Here is a 20,180-nt window from a genome sequence, read left to right on the forward strand (position 1 = left end):
GATATGTATACATTTTCAAGTAAATTAAAAACTTTTTCTTTCGTCTTAATGGCTGTTGGTCTTTTAGGAATTGGATATGGTTTTTTAACTGCACCAAAAGATATTCAAGCAGTAGAAGCTCTTCTTGCTGCAGACAGTCATGGAGAACATGCTGAAGCTAAACAAGGAGTAGCTACACCTTCTCAAAATTCTGAAACTACTCATGAAGTAGCTTCTGTTGGGAAAGATAAAGAGGTAGCAGCAAATCATAATGTTAAAGTTGATACGGAACATAAAGAACATTTAGAACATGTTTATCATCAATTAAGTAATAAACCTTGGGCTGCATTATATGTTGCTTGTATCTTTTTTATGCTTCTTTCCTTAGGGACACTTGCTTTTTATGCTATTCAGCAAGTTGCACAAGCAGGATGGTCTCCAGTTCTTTTCAGAGTAATGCAAGGAATTACAGCTTATTTGCCTGTGGGTTCTCTTCTTTTCTTTGTTTTCTTACTATTATCAGGTTTTCATATTAATCATATTTTTATTTGGTTAAGTGAAGGAGTTACAAAATTGGGTAGTGAAAATTATGATAAAATTATTGCTGGTAAATCGGGTTATTTAAACTTTCCATTTTGGATAGTTAGAGCTTCAATATTTTTATTGGGATGGAATGCTTACCGTTATTTTTCTCGTAAAAATTGTTTAGCACAAGATGAGTCTGATGATAATTCTTTCTACAAAAAGAATTTTAATATTTCTGCTATGTTTTTGGTATTCTTTATAGTTACCGAATCAATTATGTCATGGGATTGGATCATGTCTATAGATCCACATTGGTCTAGTACTTTATTTGGATGGTATGTTTTTGCAAGTTTCTTTGTAAGTGGAATTACAATGATTGCAATGGTAACTATTTATTTAAAATCTAAAGGGTATTTAGAGAATGTAAATTCAAGTCACATTCATGATTTAGCTAAATTTATGTTTGGTATTAGTGTTTTTTGGACGTACTTATGGTTCTCTCAATTTATGTTAATATGGTATGCAAATATTCCAGAAGAGATCACCTATTTTGTTACAAGAATACAAGTTTATAATTTACCTTTCTTTGGTGCAGTAGTTATGAATTTTTTATTTCCGGTATTAATTTTAATTAATACTGATTTTAAACGAATCACTTGGGTCTTAGTTATGGCAGGAACTGTCATTTTATTGGGGCATTATGTTGATTTCTTTAATATGATTATGCCCGGTACAGTTGGAGGTAGTTGGTTTATTGGTATTTCTGAAATTGCATCCGTTTTATTCTTTCTTGGATTATTTATTTTTGTTGTTTTCACAGCATTATCTAAAGCTCCTCTGTTGCCAAAAAGAAATCCGTATATAGAAGAGAGTAAACATTTTCATTATTAATATTTAAAGACATAAACAGATGACAAGTTTGTTGGTAATTATAGTTTTAGTTTTATTGGCTGTTGCTGTTTGGCAATTGACGAAAATATTCGATTTAACACAAGTTGCTTCGACTTCGGACAATTCTCAAATTGCAACCGATGAAGATAATAATGTGCAAGGATATTTAATGTTTGGTTTTTTAGCCTTCATTTATGTCTTTACCATATATGGAGTTTATACATGGGGGCCTTTGGCCCTTCATACTCCTGCATCTGAGCATGGTGCGCTTATTGATGGTTTAATGAATGTTACATGGGTATTAATTTTTATTGTTCAGGCAATTACACAAGTTTTATTGCATTATTTTGCATTTAAATACAGAGGTAATAAGGATAAAAGAGCCTTATATTTTGCAGATAATAATAAATTAGAAGCAATTTGGAGCGTTATTCCTGCTGTAGTATTGGCAGGTCTAATTTTGTATGGACTTTATGCTTGGACAAATATTATGTTTGTTGATGAAGATGAAGACACCGTAGTTATTGAATTATATGCGCAACAGTTTAAGTGGACTGCTAGATATGCTGGTGCTGATAATGTTTTAGGAAAAGCAAACGTTAGATTAATTGAGGGTGTAAATACTTTGGGAGTAGATTTATCTGATCCTTATTCTCAAGATGATATTGTAGTTTCCGAATTACATATTCCTAAAGGTAAAAAAGTGCATTTTAAAATGAGATCACAGGATGTTTTACATTCTGCTTATTTTCCACATTTTAGAGCTCAAATGAATTGTGTTCCTGGTATGGTTACCGAATTTGCTTTTACTCCTATTTATACTACTGCTGAATATCAAGCTTTGCCTTATATGGTTGAAAAAGTTGCTAATATAAATGCTTTACGAGCTAAGAAAAGCATTCAACTAGTCGCTAAAGGTGAAGTTGCATTAGATCCTTATACTTTTAATTATTTGCTTTTATGCAATAAAATTTGCGGATCTTCTCATTACAACATGCAAATGAAAGTTGTTGTTGATACTCCAGAAGAATATAAAAAATGGTTGAGTGATAAAGCTACATTAGTTAGTGAGGTTAAAGCTTCAAAAAATAAACCAGCAGCTCAAGATGCTTCCTTAGCAAAAGATACAACTGTAGCTAAAGACACTACAACTGTTGTGAAAATTGCAATGAAATAATTATTAAGAAATTTTAAAGTATAAAAATATGTCAGCAGAAGGTCACGATCACGGACACGATCACGAACACGAACACCACCATAAGGACACATTCATTACTAAGTACATTTTTAGTATTGATCATAAAATGATTGCCAAACAATACTTATTAACAGGTATTATAATGGGAATTATTGGTGTTGGTATGTCTATGCTTTTTAGAATGCAATTAGCTTGGCCAGAAGAATCATTTAAGATTTTTAATATTTTACTTGGAGACAAATGGGCTCCAAACGGTGTAATGACTAATGATATTTACTTGTCTTTAGTTACTATACATGGTACTATTATGGTGTTTTTTGTACTTACCGCCGGTTTAAGTGGAACATTTAGTAACTTGTTAATTCCGCTGCAAATTGGTGCAAGAGATATGGCATCAGGTTTTATGAATATGATATCCTATTGGTTGTTCTTTTTGTCTAGTGTGATAATGGTTTGTTCATTATTTATTGAATCAGGACCTGCTAACGCTGGTTGGACAATTTATCCACCTTTAAGTGCTCTTCCTCAAGCAATATCTGGTTCAGGATTAGGTATGACATTGTGGTTGGTATCAATGGCAATCTTTATTGCATCTTCATTAATGGGATCTTTGAATTATGTTGTTACAGTAATTAACCTTAGAACAAAAGGGATGTCTATGACTAGATTACCTCTTACTATTTGGGCTTTCTTTGTAACTGCTATAATTGGTATTGTTTCTTTTCCAGTTTTATTATCTGCAGCTTTGTTGTTAATATTTGACAGAAGTTTTGGAACTTCTTTTTTCTTGTCTGATATTTATATTGCTGGTGAAGTTTTACATTACCAAGGTGGTTCTCCTGTTCTTTTTGAACACTTATTTTGGTTCCTAGGTCATCCTGAAGTTTATATTGTAATTTTACCTGCTTTAGGGATTACTTCTGAAATTATTGCTACAAATTCTCGTAAACCAATTTTTGGTTATAGAGCTATGATTATGTCAATTATTGCTATTGCATTTTTGTCAACTATAGTTTGGGGGCATCATATGTTTATCTCAGGAATGAATCCATTTTTAGGATCGGTATTTACTTTTACAACATTATTGATTGCAATTCCATCAGCTGTAAAAGCATTCAATTATATTACTACACTTTGGAAAGGAAATCTACAAATGAATCCTGCAATGTTATTCTCAATAGGTTTGGTTTCTACTTTTATTACTGGTGGATTAACTGGAATTATTTTAGGAGATAGTACTTTAGATATTAATGTTCATGATACTTATTTTGTAGTTGCTCACTTTCACTTGGTAATGGGTATATCTGCACTTTATGGAATGTTTGCTGGTGTTTATCACTGGTTTCCAAGAATGTTTGGAAGAATGTTGAACAAAAATTTAGGATATGTTCACTTTTGGGTTACTGCTGTTTGTGCTTATGGAGTATTTTTTCCAATGCACTTTATCGGTTTAGCGGGATTACCAAGACGTTATTATACAAATACAAATTTTCCTTTATTTGATGACTTACAAAATGTAAATGTTTTAATCACAACTTTTGCATTAATTGGTGGTGCATTTCAATTGGTATTTTTGTATAATTTTTTTACTAGTATTTTCTACGGTAAAAAAGCAGTTCAAAATCCATGGAAATCGAATACTTTGGAATGGACTGCACCTGTAGAACATATTCATGGTAACTGGCCTGGCGCAATTCCAGAAGTTCACCGTTGGCCTTATGATTATAGTAAACCGGGTCATGATGTGGATTTTGTTCCTCAAAATGTTCCAATGAAAGTTGGTGAAGAAGTTTTACATCACTAATATTTTAAATTTATTTTAAATGCCTTTCAATCTTGAGAGGCATTTTTTTATATTTTAATGTTACTTTTTTTATCTTTATCGAATGAATGAAAATCTAGATCCTACCAATACTAATTTTAGTTCTGAAGAACTGGACATCGAAAAAAGATTAAGGCCTTTGTCTTTTGATGATTTTGCAGGGCAAGATCAAGTTTTAGAAAATCTGAAGGTTTTTGTAGCAGCTGCCAATCAGCGTAACGAAGCTTTAGATCACACTCTTTTTCATGGACCTCCTGGTTTAGGAAAAACTACTTTGGCTAATATTTTAGCTAATGAATTACAGGTTGGAATAAAAATTACATCTGGCCCTGTATTAGATAAACCTGGTGATTTAGCTGGTTTATTGACTAATCTGGAAGAACGTGATGTTTTGTTTATTGATGAAATCCATAGATTGAGTCCTATTGTTGAAGAGTATTTGTATTCAGCCATGGAAGATTTTAAAATTGATATTATGATAGAATCTGGTCCAAATGCTAGAACTGTTCAAATCAATCTAAATCCTTTTACATTAATAGGTGCAACAACTCGTTCTGGACTTTTGACAGCTCCTATGCGTGCACGTTTTGGAATTTCATCAAGATTACAATACTATACAACCGAACTTTTAACTACAATTGTAGAACGAAGTGCCATGATTTTTAAAATGCCAATTTCTATGGAAGCTGCCATTGAAATTGCGGGTAGAAGTAGAGGTACTCCTCGTATTGCTAATGCTTTATTACGTAGAGTCCGTGATTTTGCACAAATTAAAGGAAATGGAACTATTGATATTGAGATTGCTAAGTACGCACTCAAGGCATTAAATGTAGATGCTCATGGACTTGATGAAATGGATAATAAAATTTTAAATACCATTATAGACAAGTTCAAAGGTGGGCCGGTTGGTTTATCAACTTTGGCTACAGCTGTCTCTGAAAGTAGTGAAACTATCGAAGAAGTATATGAACCGTTTTTGATTCAGGAAGGTTTCATTATGAGAACACCAAGAGGTCGTGAAGTGACCGAAAAAGCCTATAAGCATTTAGGGAAAATCAAATCGAATATTCAAGGAGGTTTATTCTAGTTATTAGAAGCTATTCCTGCTATCCACTGTATCTTTTCCTGCTTAAAGGAAGCAGGAAAAGGATGCCGTTCCTATCAGGGCTATGTCTTATTTATTGCGAAACCACATTGTTGGTATCAAATGATTGATAATAAAATTAAACATACACAATTCATTAAAACCGAGGCAAAACGTCTAGGGTTTTTATCTTGTGGTATATCAAAAGCAGGTTTTCTTGAGCAGGAAGCCCCTCGTCTTGAAGACTGGTTGAAAAACAATAGAAATGGCCAAATGGCCTATATGGAAAATCATTTTGACAAACGGTTGGATCCAACTCTATTAGTTGATGATGCAAAAAGTGTCGTATCGCTTTTATTAAATTATTATCCTACTGATTTTCAAAATGCCAATTCCTATAAAATTTCAAAATATGCGTACGGTCAAGATTATCATTTTGTCATCAAAGAAAAACTTAAAGAATTACTTTATTCAATTCAGCAAAATATCGGTGAAGTTTCTGGTCGTGCTTTTGTAGACTCTGCCCCAGTTCTCGATAAGGCTTGGGCTGCTAAAAGTGGTTTAGGATGGATCGGTAAAAATAGTAATCTCCTTTCTCAAAAAGTAGGTTCTTTTTATTTTATAGCTGAGCTTATTATTGATTTAGATTTAGAGTATAATCAGGCAACCACTGATCATTGTGGTTCTTGTACCGCTTGTATCGATTCCTGTCCAACTGAGGCCATAGTTTCGCCCTATATTGTAGATGGCAGTAAATGCATTTCTTATTTCACTATCGAACTCAAAGATAGTATTCCAGATGAAATGAAAGGCAAATTTAATGATTGGGCTTTCGGTTGTGACATCTGTCAAGATGTTTGTCCTTGGAATCGTTTTTCGAAGCCACACAATGAACCTTTGTTGAATTCCAATTCTGATTTGCTAGCAATGTCAAAAAAAGATTGGATAGAATTGACTGAGGAAACTTTTAAATTAATATTTAAAAATTCACCACTAAAACGCGCTAATTATCAAGGTGTTAAGAAAAATATATCTTTCCTAGAATAATTAGTTTTTTTTAACAAGTTTTTATCGTTACTTATTGTTTTTATTTATTTTGAAATTCATATAAAAAAATCATTTTTGATTGTATAATTGCGTGTTATTTAGATTTTTACTCTTTATTTTTCGATAAAAATGCTAATTGACGACAATATTTGTAGTTTAACGAAATTTGTTAATAAGTAATTAATAATTATATAATTTTGTATTACCCAATCTATTTGAACTTAATACTGAATTGATTATGAGAAACTTTACTTCGCTTAAGCTTAATTCTTTAGGCTTATCAAAATTATTGTTTTTTCTTCTCTCAACATTTTTGTGTATAGTTGAATGTTTTGGAATGATTATTGTTTCGATAGGAACTTTAATCTGTTTTCGGGTGAGTTTTACTTGCCTGGTTTTTGGTTTTTTTACTGAGGGAGTATTTCTTTCAACTGTTTAAAAATCAATATACGTTTTGTTTGTTTCAAAACTTAAATCAATTGTATTTATGAAGAATTTTACTTTGAAAGGGAATAGTATTATTAAAGGCTCATTACTTATTGTAATGTTTTTACTCTTTACAACTAAAGGATTTTCACAATATTCTACAAAACATTATATAGCAGCGGCTCCATGGGATTATTCTTCTAGAGCGAATGAGTTTATTATTTCATGTCCTTCAGGGACAGCTAGTGTGACCATTACCAAAAGTGATGGAACTGCAATTACAACGATGAGTGTTACTTCAGGTTCACCTGTTGCTTTCAGACCAACAGGCAACCCTGCATCAAAACCTGCAAATGCCATCAATACTATATACAGTGATAGAGGGTTGATTTTTACAAGTACTCTACCTATTGCAGTTTCTGTAAGAAATATTGAAAGTGATGCAGTAAATGGTGGCAGACCTACAGAGATTAAAGGAAATGCCTCATTAGCAAGTTATGGTAATGAAGCAATAGGTTCTTCTTTTAGAGTTGGATATTATAGATCAGATTTTACAGGGCTTTATGCTTATGCACCAACAGGATTTCCAGCTGCAACTGCAGCACCTGTTTATTCAGTTATGGCAATTGATAACAACACTGTGGTATCAATAAATGGGACTGTTTTGGTTACTTTGAATGCAGGCCAGTGTTATCTTTTTCAAACAGCAATCGGATCATTAATTTCTTCTACTAAACCAGTTGTAATGAATTCTGGTCAATGGAGAGATACGCCAACTGGTTGTGGAGATTCAGTTTTGAATGAAATTCCCCCTGTTCGAGTTTTGGGTACAAATTATTTAGTGGTTAGAGGGAGTGGAACAACTCGAGGTACTAGTACTAATTTAAATTTCCCAGAACAAACCGTTTTTATTGCTACTGAAGACAATACAAGAGTTACTGTAAATACTGTTGATACTGCAGGAACCATAACAGCTACAAATAACTACCTTTTGCCAACTGCTGGAAGTTATCAAAGTATTTTTCATGGTATAGATGGTGTAAAATATTCAGCTTCAATTATTTCTGCTGATAAAAAAATCATAGTATATTCTGGTACAGCACAAAGTTGCGAAGTTGATATGGCTTGTGTTGCGCCTATAAGTCCTTGTACGGGTTCCTATAGTGTAGAAACTATTAAATTTTTAAAATATGATAATACTACCAACTTAAAATATTTTGGGTATGTTTTAGTTAATGATGCATCTGCTCCAGTATTTATAAATGGTGTCAATTTGGAGACTTTGACAAGTAATTCAAGATATCAAATAGGCAGTTCTGGTTATTACATTATGAGATTTACAAATACTCAATTAGGTGATCCTACAAACCTTGTTTTTACATCTTCTGTTCGAATGAGTTTGAGTATGGTGCAGTCAGAAGGAGGGTTTTCTATGGCTTCTTACTTGTCTTCGTATAATGATAATGCCACCCAACAGTTTGCCCCTACAATAAACGGTTCTGGGTGTGTTTCGGCCTTAACGGCTGAGCCAGGGTTAGAGCCATACCAATGGTATTTAAATGATGTCTTGATACCAGGCGCCACAAACCAAACTTATGTCCCTACGGAAACAGGATCATATTCGGTTGCAGGAACAAAAGAATGTGGGCTTTCGGTAGCTTCAACCCCTGTAGTAATCAATTGTATTCCAATTGATGCGGTTAATGATGGAAGTGCTTTGAACCCTTTTGCAACAGTAATATCTGGTACGACTTTAGCAACTTCAGTTAAGGCTAATGATTTTATAAATGGTGTATTAGTAACTTCTACAAACACTAGTATAACACCAAAAACCCAAGTTCCTTTAACAATAAATGGAGCAGGAATTATTTCTGTAGCATCAGGTACAGTTAATGGGGTTTATCCAATAGAATATGAGATTTGTTCAACTAGTTTGTCACCAAATATTTGTGATAAAGCTACCGCTTATGTTAAAGTTACTGTTTTTGCAGGTTCAATTGCTGCAGATCAAACAATATGTAGCGGAGGCGATCCAGTTTTATTTTCCAACACAGCCTCTGGAGTAGGAGTAGGAACTATAAGCTATAGATGGGAAAGTTCTATTAGTCCATTCAGTGCTTGGAATATAATTTCAGGTGCTACTTCCGCAACATATGATGTACCTATTGGATTAACAACAACTACAAAATACCGAAGAGTAGCGATTTCTACACTAGGTGATTCAGATCCAACTTCCTCAGTTACCATAACTGTTGATCCATTATCTGTTGGAGGAACAGTTGCTGGAGGAGCGACAGTTTGTACGGGTACTAATAGTACGCTTTTGACTTTATCTGGACATATTGGAACGATAATTAGATGGGAATCTTCATTAGATAATTTTGCTACAGCAGGAACAACTATTGCCTTAACTTCAACAGGTATAACTGTTACAAACTTAAGTGCTACAACTTCATATAGAGCAATATTAAAGAGTGGAACTTGTACGGCTACTTCTTCAATTGCAATTGTTACAGTAAAAGCAAAACCATCAAGTAATTTGAGCGGAACAGCAACCATTTGTAATGGAAGTAGTACGAATTTAAGTATTGCTTTAACTGGCGTACAACCATGGAATTTGACTTATTCTGATGGAACCACCCCAACAAGTGTTACAGGAATTACAACAAGTCCTTATTCTATTTCAGTAAGTCCGACTTCAATAAAAACATATTCTATAACTGCTCTTTCAGACGCCAATTGTTCAGGTACAAGTTTTACAGGAACACCGACCGTAACCGTTAATGCTTTACCAACTACAGCCAATGCCGGAGCCGACCAAATTGGAGCTACGACTTGTGGACTTACGACTGTTACCCTTGGAGGAAACACTCCTACAGTGGGTACTGGAAAATGGACAATTGTAAGTGGAACAGGTGGATCATTTGCTTTGGATACTAATCCAACGACTACTTTTTCTGGCACTGCAGGAACATCTTATACCTTGCGTTGGACGATTTCCAATACACCATGTACAGCATCGAGTGATGATGTGAATGTGATTTTTAATATTTTGCCCATAGCACATGCTGTAACAGGCGGCGGTGCTTATTGTTCAGGAGGTACAGGCGTTGTGGTAGGTCTAGCAAATTCTCAATTAGGAGTAAATTATCAATTACAACTAGGAGGCGTTAATAACGGAGTAGCAGTTGCAGGAACTGGAAGCGCGATTAGTTTTGGAAACAAAACAGCTGCAGGTACTTATACCGTTGTGGCGACTAATGCAACTACAAGTTGTACAGCTAACATGACAGGAAGTGTTGTTGTGACGATCAATCTATTACCTGCTGCCCCAACGGCACCAATTAATGTAGAGGTGTGTGAGACAGGTTCATCACAGACTTTGACGGCAACTGCTACAGTTCCATCAGGTTCAAGTATTGTTTGGTATGATGCCTCAACAGGAGGAAATGTTGTAAGTCCTGCAACTTTAGTAAGTACAACTGCTGCGACAAGAACTTTATATGGAGAAACTTCTAATGGAACGTGTTCAAGTTTAACGCGAACTTCAGTAACCTTGACAATTCTTGCTGCGCCAGCGGCACAATTTGCTACTACGTCAGATATTACTGTAGCTTGTGGAGCAGTAACGACAAGTACTCTTAGTTATACTAATAATTCAACAACATGCCCCATTAGTGGCTCGGTAACTTCAACCCTAAGTGCGATACCATCTTCATGTGGTGGTTCTGTTACTGAAAGTTGGACTTTTACTGACGAACTTGGAAGAATAATTTCAAAATCAAGAACAATTACAGTAAGCCCAGCAGCTTTACCAACGATGACCGCTCTTGCAGACATTACGGTAGCTTGTGGAGCTATACCAGCACCAAGTACAATTTCATTTAGCAATGGATTAACAGGAGGATGTGAAATTAGTGGAACTTCAAATGCTTCTACTTTTACAGCTACACCTAATTCTTGTGGAGGAACCGTTACAGAAACATGGACAGCTACGGATACTTGTGGAAGAGCTTTAGCTTCAGTATCCAGAACAATTACAGTAAGCCCAGCAGCTTTACCAACGATGACCGCTCTTGCAGACATTACGGTAGCTTGTGGAGCTATACCAGCACCAAGTACAATTTCATTTAGCAATGGATTAACAGGAGGATGTGAAATCAGTGGAACTTCAAATGCTTCAACTTTTACAGCTACACCTAATTCTTGTGGAGGAACCGTTACAGAAACATGGACAGCTACGGATACTTGTGGAAGAGCTTTAGCTTCAGTATCCAGAACAATTACAGTAAGCCCAGCAGCTTTACCAACGATGACCGCACTTGCAGACATTACGGTAGCTTGTGGAGCTATACCAGCACCAAGTACAATTTCATTTAGCAATGGATTAACAGGAGGATGTGAAATTAGTGGAACTTCAAATGCTTCAACTTTTACAGCTACACCTAATTCTTGTGGAGGAACCGTTACAGAAACATGGACAGCTACGGATACTTGTGGAAGAGCTTTAGCTTCAGTATCCAGAACAATTACAGTAAGCCCAGCAGCTTTACCAACGATGACCGCACTTGCAGACATTACGGTAGCTTGTGGAGCTATACCAGCACCAAGTACAATTTCATTTAGCAATGGATTAACAGGAGGATGTGAAATCAGTGGAACTTCAAATGCTTCAACTTTTACAGCTACACCTAATTCTTGTGGAGGAACCGTTACAGAAACATGGACAGCTACGGATACTTGTGGAAGAGCTTTAGCTTCAGTATCCAGAACAATTACAGTAAGCCCAGCAGCTTTACCAACGATGACCGCACTTGCAGACATTACGGTAGCTTGTGGAGCTATACCAGCACCAAGTACAATTTCATTTAGCAATGGATTAACAGGAGGATGTGAAATTAGTGGAACTTCAAATGCTTCAACTTTTACAGCTACACCTAATTCTTGTGGAGGAACCGTTACAGAAACATGGACAGCCACGGATACTTGTGGAAGAGCTTTGGCTTCAGTATCCAGAACAATTACAGTAAGCCCAGCAGCTTTACCAACGATGACCGCTCTTGCAGACATTACGGTAGCTTGTGGAGCTATACCAGCACCAAGTACAATTTCATTTAGCAATGGATTAACAGGAGGATGTGAAATTAGTGGAACTTCAAATGCTTCAACTTTTACAGCTACACCTAATTCTTGTGGAGGAACCGTTACAGAAACATGGACAGCTACGGATACTTGTGGAAGAGCTTTAGCTTCAGTATCCAGAACAATTACAGTAAGCCCAGCAGCTTTACCAACGATGACCGCACTTGCAGACATTACGGTAGCTTGTGGAGCTATACCAGCACCAAGTACAATTTCATTTAGCAATGGATTAACAGGAGGATGTGAAATTAGTGGAACTTCAAATGCTTCAACTTTTACAGCTACACCTAATTCTTGTGGAGGAACCGTTACAGAAACATGGACAGCCACGGATACTTGTGGAAGAGCTTTGGCTTCAGTATCCAGAACAATTACAGTAAGCCCAGCAGCTTTACCAACGATGACCGCTCTTGCAGACATTACGGTAGCTTGTGGAGCTATACCAGCACCAAGTACAATTTCATTTAGCAATGGATTAACAGGAGGATGTGAAATTAGTGGAACTTCAAATGCTTCAACTTTTACAGCTACACCTAATTCTTGTGGAGGAACCGTTACAGAAACATGGACAGCTACGGATACTTGTGGAAGAGCTTTAGCTTCAGTATCCAGAATAATTACAGTAAGCCCAGCAGCTTTACCAACGATGACCGCTCTTGCAGACATTACGGTAGCTTGTGGAGCTATACCAGCACCAAGTACAATTTCATTTAGCAATGGATTAACAGGAGGATGTGAAATTAGTGGAACTTCAAATGCTTCTACTTTTACAGCTACACCTAATTCTTGTGGAGGAACCGTTACAGAAACATGGACAGCCACAGATACTTGTGGAAGAGCTTTGGCTTCAGTATCCAGAACAATTACAGTAAGCCCAGCAGCTTTACCAACGATGACCGCTCTTGCAGACATTACGGTAGCTTGTGGAGCTATACCAGCACCAAGTACAATTTCATTTAGCAATGGATTAACAGGAGGATGTGAAATTAGTGGAACTTCAAATGCTTCAACTTTTACAGCTACACCTAATTCTTGTGGAGGAACCGTTACAGAAACATGGACAGCCACGGATACTTGTGGAAGAGCTTTGGCTTCAGTATCCAGAACAATTACAGTAAGCCCAGCAGCTTTACCAACGATGACCGCTCTTGCAGACATTACGGTAGCTTGTGGAGCTATACCAGCACCAAGTACAATTTCATTTAGCAATGGATTAACAGGAGGATGTGAAATTAGTGGAACTTCAAATGCTTCAACTTTTACAGCTACACCTAATTCTTGTGGAGGAACCGTTACAGAAACATGGACAGCTACGGATACTTGTGGAAGAGCTTTAGCTTCAGTATCCAGAACAATTACAGTAAGCCCAGCAGCTTTACCAACGATGACCGCTCTTGCAGACATTACGGTAGCTTGTGGAGCTATACCAGCACCAAGTACAATTTCATTTAGCAATGGATTAACAGGAGGATGTGAAATCAGTGGAACTTCAAATGCTTCAACTTTTACAGCTACACCTAATTCTTGTGGAGGAACCGTTACAGAAACATGGACAGCTACGGATACTTGTGGAAGAGCTTTAGCTTCAGTATCCAGAACAATTACAGTAAGCCCAGCAGCTTTACCAACGATGACCGCACTTGCAGACATTACGGTAGCTTGTGGAGCTATACCAGCACCAAGTACAATTTCATTTAGCAATGGATTAACAGGAGGATGTGAAATTAGTGGAACTTCAAATGCTTCAACTTTTACAGCTACACCTAATTCTTGTGGAGGAACCGTTACAGAAACATGGACAGCCACGGATACTTGTGGAAGAGCTTTGGCTTCAGTATCCAGAACAATTACAGTAAGCCCAGCAGCTTTACCAACGATGACCGCACTTGCAGACATTACGGTAGCTTGTGGAGCTATACCAGCACCAAGTACAATTTCATTTAGCAATGGATTAACAGGAGGATGTGAAATTAGTGGAACTTCAAATGCTTCAACTTTTACAGCTACACCTAATTCTTGTGGAGGAACCGTTACAGAAACATGGACAGCTACGGATACTTGTGGAAGAGCTTTAGCTTCAGTATCCAGAATAATTACAGTAAGCCCAGCAGCTTTACCAACGATGACCGCTCTTGCAGACATTACGGTAGCTTGTGGAGCTATACCAGCACCAAGTACAATTTCATTTAGCAATGGATTAACAGGAGGATGTGAAATTAGTGGAACTTCAAATGCTTCTACTTTTACAGCTACACCTAATTCTTGTGGAGGAACCGTTACAGAAACATGGACAGCCACAGATACTTGTGGAAGAGCTTTGGCTTCAGTATCCAGAATAATTACAGTAAGCCCAGCAGCTTTACCAACGATGACCGCTCTTGCAGATATTACTGTAGCTTGTGGAGCTATACCAGCACCAAGTACAATTTCATTTAGCAATGGATTAACAGGAGGATGTGAAATTAGTGGAACTTCAAATGCTTCTACTTTTACAACTACACCTAATTCTTGTGGAGGAACCGTTACAGAAACATGGACAGCCACGGATACTTGTGGAAGAGCTTTAGCTTCAGTATCCAGAATAATTACAGTAAGCCCAGCAGCTTTACCAACGATGACCGCTCTTGCAGACATTACGGTAGCTTGTGGAGCTATACCAGCACCAAGTACAATTTCATTTAGCAATGGATTAACAGGAGGATGTGAAATTAGTGGAACTTCAAATGCTTCTACTTTTACAGCTACACCTAATTCTTGTGGAGGAACCGTTACAGAAACATGGACAGCCACAGATAATTGTGGAAGAGCTTTGTCTTCAGTATCCAGAACAATTACAGTAAGCCCAGCAGCTTTACCAACGATGACCGCTCTTGCAGACATTACGGTAGCTTGTGGAGCTATACCAGCACCAAGTACAATTTCATTTAGCAATGGATTAACAGGAGGATGTGAAATTAGTGGAACTTCAAATGCTTCTACTTTTACAACTACACCTAATTCTTGTGGAGGAACCGTTACAGAAACATGGACAGCCACGGATACTTGTGGAAGAGCTTTAGCTTCAGTATCCAGAATAATTACAGTAAGCCCAGCAGCTTTACCAACGATGACCGCTCTTGCAGATATTACTGTAGCTTGTGGAGCTATACCAGCACCAAGTACAATTTCATTTAGCAATGGATTAACAGGAGGATGTGAAATTAGTGGAACTTCAAATGCTTCTACTTTTACAGCTACACCTAATTCTTGTGGAGGAACCGTTACAGAAACATGGACAGCCACAGATAATTGTGGAAGAGCTTTGTCTTCAGTATCCAGAACAATTACAGTAAGCCCAGCAGCTTTACCAACGATGACCGCTCTTGCAGACATTACGGTAGCTTGTGGAGCTATACCAGCACCAAGTACAATTTCATTTAGCAATGGATTAACAGGAGGATGTGAAATTAGTGGAACTTCAAATGCTTCTACTTTTACAGCTACACCTAATTCTTGTGGAGGAACCGTTACAGAAACATGGACAGCCACAGATACTTGTGGAAGAGCTTTAGCTTCAGTATCCAGAACAATTACTATTCAAGACACAACGGTACCAATTTGGACTACAGCACCAAATACTTTAAATATCATGTTACAATGTAATGATGTAAATGGTTTGACTGCAGCACAATCACAAGCGCCAACTGCTACGGATAATTGTGGAGGAACAGTAGTGTATACCAAAACTAGTGGTTCGTTTACCGCAGGTTCATGTGTAAATAGTGGAACATATACTAATACTTGGATTGCAAAAGATGTTTGTAATAATTTGTCTGCTACTTTTACTCAAGTCATCACGGTTCAAGACACCACGGCACCAACATTTGTAGAAACTCTTCCAACGGATGTAACGGTAGAATGTTCAGCGGTACCAACAGCTCCAATATTAACGGCAACGGATAATTGTGGAACGGCAACAGTAACCTACACTGAAACAACCACAGCTGGAACTTGTGCAGGAAGTTATAGCTTAACAAGAACATGGATAGCTAAGGATCTTTGTGGACTTACTACGACTCACGTTCAAACCATCACGGTTCAAGACACCAAGGCGCCTGTGATTATTTCTTGTGCAACTAATCAAACAGTAGCTTCAGATTCTAATTGCCAAGCATTAGTTCCTGACTTTACAAAAAGTATAGTTGCAACCGATAATTGTACAGCTGGGGATTCTTTGATTGTTACACAATTACCTGCCGTTGGATCTATAGCTATGTCAGGTAATACAACTATTATTATAACTATTGAAGACTCTTGTGGCAACAAAACAACATGTGAAGCTAATTTACTTGTAACTAATTTTATTGTTGCTAATGACGATATTGGATCACCAGTAAATGGATACACTGGTGGAATTTCATTTACTAATGTGTTATCAAATGATTTGTTAAAATGTAACACAATAAAGGCTTCAGATGTACAAATAAGTTTTGTTAATGCAACAAATCCTGGAATCACGTTTGCTAACAACAATGTTGTTGTTGCAGCGGGTACTCCTGCTGGAAATTATACTTTGACATATCAAATTTGTGAAATTGCAAACTTAGCGAATTGTGATTCAGCTATTGTGACGATTTTTGTAAGCACACCGATCATCGATGCGATAACTGAAACTACAATACCGATCAACGGCTTGCCAGGAGGTACAACAGCTTCTTTAGTAGGCAATGACAACCTAAACGGATATCCTGTAGTGATAGGGACTAACCCCGGGCAAGTTACCTTGAGAGAAGTAAACGTACCCACAGGCTTAATCTTAAATCTGGATGGTACGGTAACAGTAGCTCCTAGCACCCCAGCAGGAAACTATAATGTAACCTATACCATCTGTGAAGTGACAAATCCAACAAATTGCGATACGGTAACTTCAATAGTAGTCGTAGGTGCTGCAGTTATTCAAGCGCAAAATGATGATATAGTTGTTGACAATACTTTAAATGTTGTTGTTTTAAAACCATTTAATGAAGATCATGGTAATGGAGAAGATACATTAGATGGAATAAAAATAACTTTTGATAAAGTAAAAGTTACCGTAACGGATGTAATTTTACCTTCTGGTCAAAACTTCCCTGTTCCTAAAGTTGATTTGAATTCAAATGAAATAGTTATCCCACCTAGTGTTCCAGCTGGTATTTATACTATATTCTATACTATTTGTGAAAAAATAAATCCGTCAAATTGTTCTTCTGCTGTAATTAATATTACTGTTAAAAATCCAATTGTTATAGCAGAAGATGATTTGTTAGCTCCAATAGTTAGTAAAGTAGGTGCTACAAATGCAGGAAATGTATTGGATGCAAATCCTGCAAATCCAGATACAATAAATGGGAAATCATTAAATAGTAATTTAGTTATAATTTCAGTAGTTACACCTGCAATTCCAATTGGAGCTGGTTCACTAGTGCCAATATTGGATACAGCAACCGGGTTTATTAATGTTCCATCTAATACACCTGCAGGAAATTATTCAATTATATATTCAATTTGTGATATAGTGAACCCAACTATTTGTGATCAAGCTACAGTTATAATTAAAGTTATAGATGTTGATGCAGTGAACGACTCATTATTGCCTATAATTGGAGCATTTGGAGGTATTACAGAAAGTGTGTTAATGAACGATAATATGAATGGAGTTGTGTTTACTCCCGCTACTTTCAATACTGTTGCTGTAACTCAAGTTGGAGCTTATCCATCAGGGATTACTCTGAATGCAGATGGCACTCTAACAGTTGCGGCAGGAACCGCAATAGGAAATTATACCTTACAATATCAAATTTGTTCAACAACATTGCCTTCAATTTGTGACATTGCAAATATTAACTTGACAGTAAATGATGTTCCTTCACCTGCCCCACCGGTTATATTTGCAGCTGATGATTTATCGGGATCTTTGTTGAGTAGCAATTCAGTTCAAGAGGTATTAAATGTATTGGATAATGATGCTGTAGATTTGGCCAAAGCTACTTTGAGCAATGTACTAATATCGACAGTCACAGCTGATCCAACGGGCTTTATGACATTAAAATCAGATGGGACAGTTGAAATGGCAGCCTTTACACCGTCTGGGACATATACAATGACATATTCCATTTGTGATAAATTAAACCTAAATAATTGTGATACGGCTATAGTTACAGTAACAGTTGGTTGTGGTTTATCAACAGCTATATCGGGTTTAATTAAAAATGAGCTTACTAATACCCCCTTAGGAAATGTTCCGGTGACTTTAAAACCAATAAATACTACTACCGGTCCAATTTTGTTGAGTATTACCAAAGCAGATGGCAGCTATTCATTTATGGGAATGGTAGCGGGGGATTATGTAATCCAAGTTCAAGACGCGAATTTGAATACGGCTCAAGAGTTGTATAATACAACACCAAGTTTCTTGATATTAAAAGTAGAAGATTGTAAGTATCAAAAGATTGATTTTGGATATAATAAAACTGATTTATTAGTTTTAGGTGATTTTGTATGGTACGATTTAAACAACAATGGACTTCAAGATGAGTGGTACGATGCCAATAATGATGGTCTTGTGACTAAAAACATACCAGATTCTAATGGCGTAATTGATTTCAGTAAATGGGAATGGATTGATTTTAATGGAGACGGAAGTTATAAAGGAATTGCAAATGCGGGAGAATTGAACGCAGCCGGATTTGGAAATGGAACCACAAATGTTCCTAATATATTTGTAACGGGTCCTAATGGATTCTCCAGAAGCGTAACGATGGGAGTTGAAGGCTATTGGAGAACAAGAGCGCCACAAGGAGCTTATGGAGAATATAAAATTGAGTTTATAAAAGAAGCTAATTTCGAACAAGCTTCTGAGGCGATGTCAGCTTCTGGATTGGTTAAAGTATTGCCAAGCGGAACACTAAAACAAGCGCGTACAGAAAAATCAAAAAGTTATGTTGACTGTGGTTTAACCACCAATACTATTTTGTACGCTCAGTTTACAGAATCAGTAAAAGTTAATTTGAATTTAGATTTTGGAATCAGTTGTAAAACCTATGCCGATATTCTAGCGGTCAATGACGATGCAGGAACAGTAGATGGAACTCAAGCATTAACAGGAGTTCTCAATGTATTGTCAAATGACACAATCAATGGATTGCCGGCTAAGGCTTCAGATGTAAGTATCACATTGACACCAAGTCCAAATTTCACAATAGGAACAGATGGGCTGTTGAATGTGTTGGGCAATACACCAGGGGGTAGCTATAGCTTAAATTACAGCATTTGTGAGAAAGCCAATCCTAGCAATTGCAGTCAAGCCACGATCACTATTGTAGTAGAAAGGCCTAGTATTGCTTTAGTGAAAACGGCGAAATTCAGGGATGAGAACAATGATGGATATGCACAGCCAGGGGAAACCATTACCTACAGTTTTGAAATAACCAATACAGGTAATACACCATTGAGTAATGTAACTATTAGTGATCCATTACCAGGAGTTATCATGTCAGGATCTCCATTAACATTGGCCATAGGAGAAGTCAGTACGACACATTTCTCGGGCTTGTATTTTATTAAGCAATCAGATATTAATTTAGGAAGTATTTCAAATCAAGCTACTGTTTATGGTACCGCACCAAGCGGAAAAGTAGTAGAAGATAAATCGGACGAGTTGAATTTGGTGGATGATAATCCAACGGTACTGAGTGTTTCGGGCTGTGCAATAGAAGTCTTCAATGCGGTATCACCCGATGGTTCGGCAGGGATCAATGACAAGTTTTATGTAAAAGGCTTAGAATGTTATCCGGAGAATTCGATAGAGATCTTCAACCGTTGGGGTGTTTTAGTATTCGAACGCGAGCATTACAATAATGAAGATAGGGCTTTTAAAGGAGTTTCCGAAGGTCGAGTAACCATAGAGAAATCATCAGAATTACCCGTAGGAACCTATTTTTATATACTGAAATACAGAGACAGTGCCAATAATGCATTTGAGAAATCAGGATATTTGTATTTGAACAGAAAATAGTTGGATAAGTCCCTAAGCTTAAAAAAAACACACA

Annotated in this window: 6 protein-coding genes; all 6 read left to right on the forward strand. The window is 36.8% G+C overall.

The features are described 5' to 3' along the window. Window positions 1-3 precede the first annotated feature (3 nt). Window positions 4-1,395 (forward strand): quinol:cytochrome C oxidoreductase, encoded by a 1,392-nt coding sequence (locus tag OZP06_RS09900; RefSeq protein WP_269221717.1) that lies wholly within the window; start codon window positions 4-6, stop codon window positions 1,393-1,395. A 19-nt stretch (window positions 1,396-1,414) separates the two neighbouring features. Beyond that, a complete protein-coding gene (locus OZP06_RS09905; protein ID WP_269221718.1) occupies window positions 1,415-2,572 on the forward strand; it encodes a cytochrome c oxidase subunit II in 1,158 nt (385 codons plus the stop codon). Window positions 2,573-2,600: 28 nt separating this feature from the next. Continuing rightward, on the forward strand, window positions 2,601-4,397 hold the full coding sequence (locus OZP06_RS09910) for a cbb3-type cytochrome c oxidase subunit I (RefSeq protein ID WP_281238024.1): 1,797 nt from the start codon (window positions 2,601-2,603) through the stop codon (window positions 4,395-4,397). A gap of 82 nt (window positions 4,398-4,479) precedes the next feature. Then, window positions 4,480-5,502, forward strand: coding sequence for a Holliday junction branch migration DNA helicase RuvB (ruvB, locus tag OZP06_RS09915; protein WP_269221719.1), 1,023 nt, complete (start codon window positions 4,480-4,482; stop codon window positions 5,500-5,502). Window positions 5,503-5,622: 120 nt separating this feature from the next. Continuing rightward, window positions 5,623-6,546, forward strand: a complete 924-nt coding sequence (queG, locus tag OZP06_RS09920) for a tRNA epoxyqueuosine(34) reductase QueG (RefSeq protein ID WP_269221720.1) — start codon at window positions 5,623-5,625, stop codon at window positions 6,544-6,546. A gap of 487 nt (window positions 6,547-7,033) precedes the next feature. Continuing rightward, on the forward strand, window positions 7,034-20,146 hold the full coding sequence (locus OZP06_RS09925) for a gliding motility-associated C-terminal domain-containing protein (protein WP_281323664.1): 13,113 nt from the start codon (window positions 7,034-7,036) through the stop codon (window positions 20,144-20,146). The last annotated feature ends 34 nt before the right edge of the window (window positions 20,147-20,180 follow it).

Source organism: Flavobacterium sp. IMCC34518 (assembly GCF_027111095.2).
Classification (GTDB): Bacteria; Bacteroidota; Bacteroidia; order Flavobacteriales; family Flavobacteriaceae; genus Flavobacterium; species Flavobacterium praedii.

Coding starts and splice junctions, on each gene's coding strand:
- OZP06_RS09900 (WP_269221717.1), top strand. CDS start 4: ATGTATACATTTTCAAGTAAATTAAAAACTTTTTCTTTCGTCTTAATG.
- OZP06_RS09905 (WP_269221718.1), top strand. CDS start 1,415: ATGACAAGTTTGTTGGTAATTATAGTTTTAGTTTTATTGGCTGTTGCT.
- OZP06_RS09910 (WP_281238024.1), top strand. CDS start 2,601: ATGTCAGCAGAAGGTCACGATCACGGACACGATCACGAACACGAACAC.
- ruvB (WP_269221719.1), top strand. CDS start 4,480: ATGAATGAAAATCTAGATCCTACCAATACTAATTTTAGTTCTGAAGAA.
- queG (WP_269221720.1), top strand. CDS start 5,623: ATGATTGATAATAAAATTAAACATACACAATTCATTAAAACCGAGGCA.
- OZP06_RS09925 (WP_281323664.1), top strand. CDS start 7,034: ATGAAGAATTTTACTTTGAAAGGGAATAGTATTATTAAAGGCTCATTA.